Here is an 11,369-nt window from a genome sequence, read left to right as displayed (position 1 = left end):
TGTAATGATATTTTGGAATTTAATTCCCCAAAGTAATCTCCCTTTCTACGTAGCCACCTCTTGTGGACATCAATTTCACTTTAGCCTTGACAGGTTCTGATTGATTGACCTTCACGACAAACTTCGCCGACTTGGTTTCTCCTGCTTCGGTATAACCAGCATAAATCGTCTTATCATGAAGTTGCGGGGTGACGATTTGGACTTTTGCGTCCTCGTATCCCTTTGTCAACTCTTTGTCAAATTCCAGCGAAAGACGGTCTTCTTGAACTATTTTCACTCGTTTTGCCTGATCCAATGCGACTGGAAGCTTTCCTGAATTTGTCCAAGAGACTGTAACTTCATAGTTTCCTTTTACCTTAGCCACTTTTACGTCCTTGATTTCGATTTGCGGCAGGTCCATTGCCATCGCGAGGTTGAACAGCGATTGCTTGCTGATCCATGTTTCCAGATTCCAAGGAGGGCCATTTTGACCAAAAAACTTGGGGTGAAATCCACCGATCTCCACTTCGCCCAACTGTGGATGGTTGAACTTTGTCCATTTCTTGAATCCTTTTGAACCGTTTTCTTCGTCATCCCAACGAAGTGCATCATAGTCATCCCGTTCGCCGTCACCGTCGTAATCCTTCATAGCGCCGTTGTTCCAAAGCTCATCGCCATACCAAACCGCGCCATAGTAGAAGTATCCAAAATCAGGTCCATGGCCAAAAAGTGGATTTGGCTTCAAAGGATCACCGGTTAGTCGGTTTATCTTGCCACGGGTGCTATAAGTCTCATACACATCTCCGGCCCAAGGATAGCCCGTGATGCTCATACCCAATTTGTCATAATATTCATAGATAGCACGGTCCTTTGGAAACATGGACTCAGCACTCGAAGAAGTCGAAGGCGGCCTAAGGTGCATGGGAACCCTGGTATCCAAGGAATTGACCACGGAAATATTCGGATGGGAAATTAGCCACAGAAACGTAGAGCGCGTTTCGATTTCGCTGAGCGGATATTCTCCCGCACCAAATTGCGTATAGCCGCGACCTGTGGCATCTTCGCCTGTATCCGGACGCCAGTTTTCTGGGTAGTTTCTATGCAAATCCAGCCCGCCGATTCCGTCTTCGTTGAATCGCCCGTCGCCATCATTGTCGATTCCTTCGGTATACATGATGTATTCTCCCTTGCCATCAAAAACACGCTTCAGCAGGCGTCCTTGTGGGTCTTTCTGATCAACCACATAATTCGCTTTTTCTTTTTCCTCGGCCGATACCGCCAATTTTCGCATTTGATAGATTACACCATCTCCGTCCAGATCTTCTTCTGGGTCCTCGTCCAACAAGCCGTCCCGATCCGTGTCATGAGGCCTGACCGTACTTCTGTTTCTTTGTTCAGAAAAAAGGTACATGTTGGTACCGTCGGGATTGTTTTGGGGACGGACATAAATTGTTTTGGTATCGATTAGCTGGGTAATTTTTGGATCCTTGCCATAATTTTCCAATAGATGCTTTGTCAGCCATAGCACGGATTCACTACTCGTAACTTCCCCTCCGTGGCGCCCTCCTTCGAAGTAAGCAGCCGGCTTGTCAGTATGTTTTCCGGTTTTCTTATTGGTGATGGTCATCTGCAAAATCGGCCTACCCTCGTAGGATTTGGCAACCTCATAGAGCTCGGTAATTTCCGGATATTCCTCCGCCCACACCTTATACCAATGGTACATTACATCAGGCGTATGGTAGATATCAAAAGTCAATGTCTCAGCTGGCTCATACTGTACCTCCGGAAAGGTTTGCTTTTTGTAGAAGGATTGTCCGTGGCGCTCACCAGATATCGTGTAATGTTTGGATTTCTTATCGTGTTCTGGCCATACCTTTTCAGGAACTAGGCTTTGCATTTGGGCAAAGGCCGCCATATCGATCAAACAGAAAATCGATAAAGCGAAGAGGCATATTTTTCTCATGGTGTTGATTTTTTTGGTCGGAATAAAAATATGCTCCCTTATCCAAACCTTCCTAACCGATCAAAAAAAATCCCTCTTGCGAGAGCAAAAGGGATTAAAACAACACAAAATCTAAACCTTAATATGCCATTACCAATTGAAACTCCATTGGCTCGTATGTCTGAAAACCTGGAACAGGAACTGCGGCAGGTAGCTTTCTCAAAACATGGCCCATTCTCTCCTTAAGACCTTTGTCTGCACCTTCGTTCAAAATCCTGAATCCTGTCAGTTTACCAAATTCGTTGATACTCAAGACGACCTTCAACTCCTCTATTGAAGCACTTTTCTTCGTCCTGAAAATAAAAGGAACATAATGATCGAGAATCTCAACCGCTTCCTCAGTAAATGCCCAAGGAGCGAATGTCGTATCGTGCGCTTGTGCGTAATCAGAAAAATAGGCGGAACTTTCCGTAGAAGCCGTTTCTTCAGAAACAAAGGGCTTCAATGTGATCATAGCTGGATTCTCACTTACCATTGCTGTTTTTGAACCTTTCTCAGATGATATTTCCTTTTCTGCTGAATTTGCAAAAGCAGTGTGAAATGCGAGGTTTGAGCCGAAGACCAAGATGAGGATGAAAGAGTAGCTTTTCATAGGGTGATTTGTTTTGATGCTCAAATATACATATAAAATATTTTTACATGCAAATTTTTGCATTTGAAATTTTAAAAAAGGCAATAAAAAAGTCTTGCCATTAGCAAGACCCTTTTCAGAATATAAACCCAAATATAACTTTAGAGATTAAAAGTTTCATTCGAAAGCACCTTCGAAATCAGGTATTTACCCCTTTTTCAAATGTATATTTGATCAATCTACTTATTTGCCAAATAAAATATCTTAACAATTGACCAACGCCAAAGTAACTTCATTTTGGTCAATTTTACAAATTGAAAAATTTATTTTGCTATTTTTTGACTATTTCATAATTTGACCGCAAGATGATTAACATAGATTCAATTTAACCCAAAAAAAATGGACAAAATTTTAGATATTGACAATGTAGATTTGAAGATTATCTCTTTGCTCAATGACGATGCGAAAACACCCTACACCGAAATAGCCAAGAAAGTATATGTATCCTCCGGTACTGTCCACGTCAGGATGCGTAAACTGGAGGACATGGGCATCGTAAAGAGTGCGACACTCAATATAGACTTCTCAAAACTCGGTTATGACATTTCGGCGTTTCTGGGGATATACCTTGAAAAAAGCTCGCTGTACGATGCGGTAATCGACCGGTTGAAACAAATTCCTGAAGTCATCAACGCCTATTATACGACTGGAAATTACAGCATCTTCGCGAAGATAATTTGCAAAGACACCAACCACCTCCGTACTGTGCTCGACAACATCCAAAAAGTCGACGGTATCGATCGAACAGAAACTTTGATTGTCTTGGAGGAAAGCATCAACCGCCCCATCCAGTTTTTTGACAAATAGATGATGTCCGTCACCCGAAAATATGAGCAAATCATGTAAATTCAATTATTTAGATTAAATCTAAATATATAATTATTTGGATTTTACCCATATGATTTTTACACTAATTTAAGAAAGCCAAGGAATAGAACCTTGGTTTTATTTTTTTTTAATTTACTGTATTACAATATTTTACGATCTATTTGATCGATTTTTCATGGAATTTTGGAGGGGCTTCGAACAATATTTTAAGCTTAAATGTTTTATCTTCGCCTCACAAAATGTAATTAGTCTAAATAACTCTCTTCATGAGCAAAGACAATCAGATTTTAGAAGAATTGACCTCTAAAGAGTATGAGCATGGCTGGTCGGTAAACCTGGAGACAGACGAAGCGCCCGTTGGCCTAAACGAAGATATTATTCGCTGGATTTCCGCCAAGAAGGAAGAACCAGAATGGCTTTTGGAATGGAGGTTGAAAGCATTTAGAACCTGGTTGACCATGACCGAGCCGGAGTGGGCCAATGTGCATTATCCCAAAGTGGATTTCCAGGCATTGAAATATTATTCAGCGCCTAAACAGACCAAAAAACCCAAGAGCTTGGATGAAGTTGACCCGGAACTGCTTCAAATTTACGAAAGGCTCGGCATCAACCTGAATGAGCAAAAACGTTTGCAGGGAATTGCCGTTGATGCGGTTCTTGACTCTGTATCTGTTGGTACTACATTTAAAGAAACACTTTCCAAACTCGGAATCATTTTCTGTTCATTCAGTGAGGCTGTGCATGAGCATCCTGATTTGATCAAAAAATACTTGGGCTCTGTCGTTCCGATGACTGATAATTATTATGCAGCCCTGAATTCCGCAGTATTTTCTGACGGTTCATTCTGCTATATTCCAAAGGGAGTAAGATGCCCCATGGAGCTCTCTACCTATTTCAGAATCAACGCGGCAAATACAGGGCAGTTCGAAAGGACGCTGATCATTGCCGACGAAAGTTCATATGTATCCTACCTTGAAGGGTGTACTGCTCCGCAAAGGGATGAAAACCAGCTGCATGCAGCGGTTGTCGAAATCTATGCGGCCAGCCACGCCGAAGTGAAGTACTCTACGGTCCAAAACTGGTACCCTGGAGACAAAGAAGGAAAAGGCGGTATCTACAACTTTGTGACAAAGAGAGGCATCTGCGCCGGAGATCATTCCAAGATATCATGGACCCAAGTTGAAACGGGTTCTGCGGTAACATGGAAATATCCTTCCTGTATATTAAAAGGTGATTACTCCGTCGGTGAATTCTACTCCGTGGCTGTCACAAACAACTATCAGCAGGCGGATACGGGAACCAAAATGATCCATATTGGTAAAAATACCCGCAGCCGTATTGTTTCAAAAGGGATTTCTGCAGGTAAATCGCAAAACTCATATCGAGGTCAAGTGCAAGTAATGAAGCGTGCTGCAAACGCCCGCAACTTCTCCCAATGTGATTCACTCCTCATGGGTGACCGCTGCGGTGCACATACCTTCCCCTACATCGATATCCAGAATCCAACCGCCAAGGTGGAACACGAAGCAACCACCTCCAAAATAGGTGAGGATCAAATCTTTTACTGTAACCAAAGGGGTATCAGCACAGAAGATGCTGTGGCCTTGATCGTAAATGGATATGCCAAAGAAGTGCTCAATCAGCTTCCAATGGAATTTGCTGTGGAAGCACAAAAGCTGCTGGCGTTGACTTTGGAAGGATCAGTTGGGTAATAAACGTGCAATCGAAAAACCGAAAAATTAATTGAAATGCTAAGCATACATAATCTCCATGCCTCGATCGACGGGGCTCCCATATTAAGAGGTATCAACCTGGAAGTAAAAGCTGGCGAGGTACATGCCATCATGGGCCCAAACGGCTCAGGTAAATCTACGCTCGCGTCAGTTCTTGCCGGCAGGGAGGAATATGAGGTTACCGAGGGAGAGGTGACTTTCAAGGGAAAAGATTTATTGGAAATGGCACCGGAGGACCGTGCTAGAGAAGGGGTTTTCTTGGCTTTTCAATACCCTGTTGAAATCCCAGGGGTTAGCACAACCAACTTCCTGAGGACTGCGGTAAACCAAGTCCGTGAATACAGAGGATTGGAACCACTCGATGCGGTGAAATTCCTGTCCGTCATGAAGGAAAAAATGAAATTGGTCGAAATTGATCAGAAGTTACTCAGCAGGTCCCTAAACGAAGGCTTTTCAGGCGGCGAGAAAAAGAGAAACGAAATCTTCCAAATGGCCATGCTGGAACCAACATTGGCGATATTGGACGAGACGGACTCAGGATTGGATATCGATGCTTTGAGGATCGTGTCCAACGGTGTCAACAAACTGAAATCCCCAAATAATGCCACCATCGTGGTAACACACTATCAGCGGTTGCTCGATTACATCGTGCCTGACTTTGTGCATGTTTTGTACAAAGGTCGCATCGTGAAGTCAGGAACCAAAGAATTGGCTCTTGAATTGGAAGAAAAGGGCTACGATTGGATCAAGGAAGAAGCAGATGCCGCTTCCGTTTAATCAACCCATTGATTCAAGTCCATTCAATATTATTGTATGACAACTGTTACCAAAAATAAAGTCACCGATTTGTTCCTGGAAAACGCGCCTTCTTTTGGTTCTTTCCTCTCGCTGAGGGAAGAATCCAAGCAGATCGTCAATGAAAAAGGCCTTCCGGCAGCGAAAGACGAAGAATATAAATTCACCTCCGTCAGCAAAAAACTTGAACAGGTCATCACAGACTTTTCTACAGCAAAACCAATTGCTGTCAGCAAGGACACAATCAAAGACCACCTTTGGGCTGGATTTGAAGGATCCTATTTGGTGTTCAACAATGGCATTTTCTCGAAGGAACTCTCTGCTTTCGAGAATTCAGGTTTCGGTGTGCAAATGCTGTCCGAATCAAATGCAATAGCATTGGGAAGCATTGCCAAAGCGGAGAAAGATCCGTTCATTGCCTTAAACACGATCTATTTTGAGGATGGAATCCAAATTTCGATTCCAAGAGGAAAGAAGGTCGATTCGCCTATTCTATTTCTGTTCTTCAACCAGGCCAACGAAGGACAAATCATAAGCCCGAGAATATTGATCGAAGTAGCCGAAAATGCGGAGGCTACATTTCTTGAGCATTCGATCTCATTGGATGAAGCGGTTTATTTCAGCAACTCGGTCACTGAGATCAAAGTTGGGCAAAACTCACACGTCCATTACAGCCGGCTACAAAATGACGGTTCTAAAGCTATCGTAGTGAGCAATTTTGAAACCGACATTCATCGAGATGCCACGTTTACGTCCACGGTCGTATCACTTTCGGGTGACTTGGTGAGAAACAATCTGAGCCTTCGTTTGCAGGATTCCGGATGCGTTGGAAACATGTACGGACTCTATTTGCTCAACGGCAAGACTCATGTCGACAACCATACCAATGTGGACCATACAAAGCCGCATGCCGAATCGAACGAATTGTACAAGGGAATATTGACGGACCAATCCAGGGGCGTATTTAACGGAAAGATATTTGTACGTCAAGATGCCCAAAAAACGAATGCATTCCAGCAAAACAACAACATTTTGCTCTCAGAGGATGCCATCGTGAATACAAAGCCTCAATTGGAGATATGGGCCGATGACGTGAAGTGTTCGCATGGCTGTACAACAGGACAACTGGACGAAGAGGCACTTTTCTACCTCCAAGCGAGAGGGATTGACAAGATGCAGGCAAAAGGACTTTTGCTTTATGCCTTCGCCGGCGAAGTGCTTGAACATATCAACGATGAGTCATTCAGAAACTATATAGACGGGCTAGTGCAAGAAAGATTAGGAAGCAACTTTTAAAAACCAATGCCATTTACCATCGAATCGATCAGGGAGCATTTTCCTGTGCTTCACCAAGAAGTGCATGGAAAACCCTTGATTTACCTCGATAATGCGGCCACGACCCAAAAACCGAAACAGGTTTTGGAAGCTCTGAATTCTTACTACGCGCATGACAATGCCAACATTCACAGAGGCGCACATGCCTTGGCAGACCGAGCGACTAGAAAGTATGAAAATACCCGAACTATGGTCGGGAGTTTTATCAACGCCAAAGAAGAGGCAGAGATCATTTTCACAAAAGGAACCACAGAGAGCATCAACCTTGTAGCGAGTACATTTGGACGGAAGTTTATCCAAAAAGGTGACGAGGTCATCATCTCGACCATGGAACACCACTCCAATATTGTTCCTTGGCAGATGCTTTGCGAAGCAAATGGAGCAGTGTTGAGGGTAATTCCAATTTCGAACAGCGGCGAGATAATCCTCGAAGAGTTTGAGAAATTACTGAGCCCGAAGGCGAAGCTCGTGAGCATTGTACACGCATCGAATTCTCTCGGCACAATTAACCCGGTCAAAGCGATAATCAATCGGGCGCATGCCGTTGGTGCCAAAGTGCTTTTGGACGGTGCCCAATCGACGAGCCATCTGGAAATCGACGTGCAGGACTTGGATTGTGATTTCCTAGCGTTTTCTGCCCATAAGCTTTATGGACCGACTGGTTTGGGTGTTTTGTATGGAAAAAGGGAAATCCTGGAGCAGATGCCTCCCTACCAAGGTGGCGGAGAAATGATCAAAGAGGTAACCTTTGCCAAAACCACGTACAATGAAATCCCCTTCAAATTTGAGGCAGGCACTCCAAATATTGCGGATGTAATAGCATTTGGAGAAGCACTCAATTTCATCTCAGGGCTGACCAAACCGCTCATCAAGGCACATGAGGATAGCCTTTTGGCATATGCTGTGGAGTTGACTTCCAAAATCAAAGGGTTTATTCCCGTCGGTACCGCCAAAGAAAAGGTAAGCGTGCTTTCCTTCAACATCAACGGAATGCATCCATTCGATGTTGGCGTCATGTTGGATGCCAAAGGAATTGCGGTACGTACGGGACATCACTGCACCCAACCTTTGATGCAAAGATTTGGCATTGAAGGAACCGTGCGGGCTTCATTTGCTGTTTACAATACCAAATCAGAAGTTGAAAAATTTGCCGAATCGGTAGAAAGGATTGCCAAAATCAAAAACAAATGAGTACCATTCAGGAAGTCCAGGACGAAATCATATCGGAGTTTGAAATCTTGGGGGACGACAAGGAATCCACGATCTACTATATTATGGAACTCGGTGACGGACTACCCGAATTTCCCGAAGCGGAAAGAGTCGATGAAAACATCATCAAGGGTTGCCAATCGAAGGTTTGGCTAACAGCACACGAAGTCGACGGTAGGGTCATCTTTGAAGCAGATTCGAATACGGATATTACAAAGGGGCTAATCAGTCTGTTGGTACGGGTGCTGTCGGGAAGAAAACCCATGGAAATATCCAGCGCCGACTTATATTTTATTGACAAAATCGGCATGGGAAACATCATCGGTTCCCAGCGTTCAAACGGATTGGCTTCGATGATCAAACAAATGAAGTTTTACGCTTTGGCCTTTCAGGCCAAACAAAATGCATAAACCATGGCTGAAACACAGGAAATAAAGGAAATTTCGACCCAGGAACTGAAACAGAAGGTCATCAATGCCATCAAACAGGTCTATGATCCTGAGATTCCCGTGGACGTTTATGAATTGGGTTTGATCTATGAAATCAGCGTTTATCCGGTCAATAATGTTTATATATTGATGACCCTGACTTCGCCCAATTGCCCGTCTGCGGAATTCATACCGTCTGAGATCAAAAACAAAATCCAGCAGATACAGGGGATAAACCACGTAGAATTGGAATTGACTTTTGATCCTCCCTATTCCCAAGACATGATGTCAGAAGCCGCAAAACTTGAATTAGGATTTCTATAAACTTAAAAAGCAATAAAATTATGTACCCAGAGGAATTAATCGCTCCCATGCGCTCTGAATTGACCAACGTTGGCTTTCAAGAATTCAGAACCGCCGAACAGGTAGAGAACCACCTTAAAGACCATAAAGGCACGACCTTCATCGTCATTAACTCCGTTTGCGGATGCGCTGCAGGGGCGGCAAGGCCTGGCGTGAGGTATGCGCTTGACCAAAGTGATGCGAAGCCGGATGTTTTGGCAACAGTATTTGCTGGCAACGACAGAGACGCTGTAGCCAAGGTAAGAGAGCTTCACCTGCCCTATCCTCCTTCTTCCCCTTCGATGGCGCTGTTTAAAGATGGTGAGTTGGTGCACTTCATCGAAAGACACCATATCGAAGGAAGAAACGCCAAAATGATCGGTGACCATCTGGTGGAAGTGTTCGAACATTTCTGCAAATAAAAAATTGCCCTTCGGGGCTTTTTTTATATTCAGGCATTGAATATTGTACAACGTAACAGTCCATGGCTTTTTATATAGAAACAGGACCAAACGATTGCGAGTCCCAGCATTCATATCTAGCGGTCATGAAAATAGCCCACCACCCACTAATTGTGAAACTTTATTCATTAAAAAGCACGGCTAATATAATTGAACATGTAAAAAATACTCGTTTTTGCTAACTTATGCCCGCTATTAAGAGTTTACCATTTTAATTCAAAAATCTGCTCAAACAAAAAAACAGATATATGTCCGAAACAGTGAAAATTTCCTATGGGGGAAAAGATTTTGAACTCCCAGTGATCGAAGGAACCGAGAATGAGAAGGCGATCGACATTGCCAAACTGAGGGGGCTCTCAGGTCTAATCACCATAGATCCAGGCTTCAAAAATACCGGTTCGACCACCAGTTCAATCACCTTTTTGGATGGAGAAGAAGGAATACTTCGTTATCGTGGCTATGGTATCGAAGAACTCGCTGAAAAATCCACATTTTTGGAAGTAGCCTACCTGCTGATTTATGGCGAGCTTCCTACCCAACAACAATACGAAAAGTTCACCAGGGAAATAACATACCATACCTTGGTGCATGAGGATATCAAAAAGATCCTTGATGGATTCCCGTCCAACTCCCACCCTATGGGCGTTCTTTCTTCTCTGATCTGTTCCTTGACGGCATTTTACCCCGGTTCGTTGGATCCAACTAGAAATGAGGATGCGGTAAACCTGAGTATCGTGAGGCTCTTGGCCAAAATGCCGACCTTCGCCGCATGGGCTTACAAAAACGAAGTGGGACACCCCGTCAATTATCCAGACAATAGCCTAGACTATTGTTCCAACTTCCTCAAGATGATGTTTGCACTTCCTGCCGAAAAATACGAAGTCAATCCTGTCGTATCCAAAGCCTTGGACAAGCTCCTCATCCTTCACGCAGACCATGAGCAGAACTGCTCCACATCAACCGTCCGGATGGTTGGTTCATCCCAAGCGAGCATTTACGCGGCGATTTCAGCAGGTATCAATGCGCTTTGGGGACCACTTCACGGCGGCGCCAATCAAGCTGTAATCGAGATGCTCGAAGCAATCAAAGCAGATGGTGGCGATACCAAAAAATTCCTCAACAAAGCAAAGGATAAAGACGATCCTTTCCGTTTGATGGGATTCGGCCATAGGGTTTACAAAAACTTTGACCCACGTGCTAAAATCATCAAAAAAGCCGCGGACGACGTATTGGAAGCAATGGGTGTCCATGATCCAGTCTTGGAAATCGCCAAGGAGCTGGAGTACGCAGCGCTCAATGACCAATACTTTGTCGACAGAAAACTCTATCCAAACGTTGATTTCTATTCCGGCATCATTTACAGGGCTTTGGGAATACCCACCGACATGTTCACGGTATTATTTGCCATGGGCCGTCTGCCAGGATGGATAGCACAATGGAAAGAGATGCGCGAAAACGGCGAGCCTATCGGAAGACCCCGCCAAATCTACACTGGCGCCCAAACAAGAGGCTACGTTTCAATGAATAAGAGAGGCTAGGCATTCTTCTTTTTTCAAAACGAAAACCCAAGCAATACCTTCTGCTTGGGTTTTCTTTTTTTGACCTACCAAAGTCCAAAAGAATTTA

11 protein-coding genes are annotated in these 11,369 nt (G+C 43.9%); 9 read left to right on the top strand and 2 right to left on the bottom strand.

Features of this window, described 5'->3' with window-relative positions:
• Nucleotides 1–19: 19 nt before the first annotated feature.
• Both L0U89_RS11730 and L0U89_RS11725 read right to left on the bottom strand, forming a co-directional pair.
• Nucleotides 20–1,942, bottom strand: a complete 1,923-nt coding sequence (locus tag L0U89_RS11730) for a M14 family metallopeptidase (RefSeq protein WP_234861692.1) — start codon at nucleotides 1,940–1,942, stop codon at nucleotides 20–22.
• A 118-nt stretch (nucleotides 1,943–2,060) separates the two neighbouring features.
• The gene (locus L0U89_RS11725) at nucleotides 2,061–2,573 is read right to left on the bottom strand and encodes a hypothetical protein (protein WP_234861691.1); all 513 of its coding nucleotides are present in this window, start codon (nucleotides 2,571–2,573) and stop codon (nucleotides 2,061–2,063) included.
• 378 nt (nucleotides 2,574–2,951) lie between these two features.
• Between L0U89_RS11725 and L0U89_RS11720 the strand changes: the two genes are divergently transcribed.
• The 9 genes from L0U89_RS11720 (at nucleotide 2,952) to L0U89_RS11680 (ending at nucleotide 11,281) form a co-directional block, all read left to right on the top strand.
• Complete coding sequence (locus L0U89_RS11720) at nucleotides 2,952–3,419, top strand: Lrp/AsnC ligand binding domain-containing protein (protein ID WP_008630657.1); 468 nt, start codon at nucleotides 2,952–2,954, stop codon at nucleotides 3,417–3,419.
• A gap of 287 nt (nucleotides 3,420–3,706) precedes the next feature.
• Entirely contained in the window at nucleotides 3,707–5,152 is a 1,446-nt protein-coding gene (gene sufB, locus L0U89_RS11715; RefSeq protein WP_008630656.1) for a Fe-S cluster assembly protein SufB, read from the top strand.
• Between the two features lie 36 nt (nucleotides 5,153–5,188).
• Complete coding sequence (gene sufC / locus L0U89_RS11710; protein WP_008630654.1) at nucleotides 5,189–5,950, top strand: Fe-S cluster assembly ATPase SufC; 762 nt, start codon at nucleotides 5,189–5,191, stop codon at nucleotides 5,948–5,950.
• Between the two features lie 36 nt (nucleotides 5,951–5,986).
• On the top strand, nucleotides 5,987–7,264 hold the full coding sequence (sufD, locus tag L0U89_RS11705; RefSeq protein WP_234861690.1) for a Fe-S cluster assembly protein SufD: 1,278 nt from the start codon (nucleotides 5,987–5,989) through the stop codon (nucleotides 7,262–7,264).
• Between the two features lie 6 nt (nucleotides 7,265–7,270).
• A complete protein-coding gene (locus L0U89_RS11700; RefSeq protein ID WP_234861689.1) occupies nucleotides 7,271–8,494 on the top strand; it encodes a cysteine desulfurase in 1,224 nt (407 codons plus the stop codon).
• Nucleotides 8,491–8,922, top strand: a complete 432-nt coding sequence (locus L0U89_RS11695; protein WP_234861688.1) for a SufE family protein — start codon at nucleotides 8,491–8,493, stop codon at nucleotides 8,920–8,922. The genes L0U89_RS11700 and L0U89_RS11695 overlap by 4 nt, the downstream gene beginning before the upstream one ends.
• A gap of 3 nt (nucleotides 8,923–8,925) precedes the next feature.
• A complete protein-coding gene (locus L0U89_RS11690; protein ID WP_234861687.1) occupies nucleotides 8,926–9,264 on the top strand; it encodes a DUF59 domain-containing protein in 339 nt (112 codons plus the stop codon).
• Nucleotides 9,265–9,284: 20 nt separating this feature from the next.
• A complete protein-coding gene (locus L0U89_RS11685; RefSeq protein WP_008630644.1) occupies nucleotides 9,285–9,704 on the top strand; it encodes a BrxA/BrxB family bacilliredoxin in 420 nt (139 codons plus the stop codon).
• Nucleotides 9,705–9,991: 287 nt separating this feature from the next.
• Nucleotides 9,992–11,281, top strand: a complete 1,290-nt coding sequence (locus tag L0U89_RS11680; protein ID WP_008630641.1) for a citrate synthase — start codon at nucleotides 9,992–9,994, stop codon at nucleotides 11,279–11,281.
• The last annotated feature ends 88 nt before the right edge of the window (nucleotides 11,282–11,369 follow it).

The sequence above is a fragment of the Mariniradius sediminis genome (assembly GCF_021491425.1).
Lineage (GTDB): Bacteria > Bacteroidota > Bacteroidia > Cytophagales > Cyclobacteriaceae > Mariniradius > Mariniradius saccharolyticus.
This window is presented reverse-complemented; position numbering and strand designations above follow the sequence as displayed.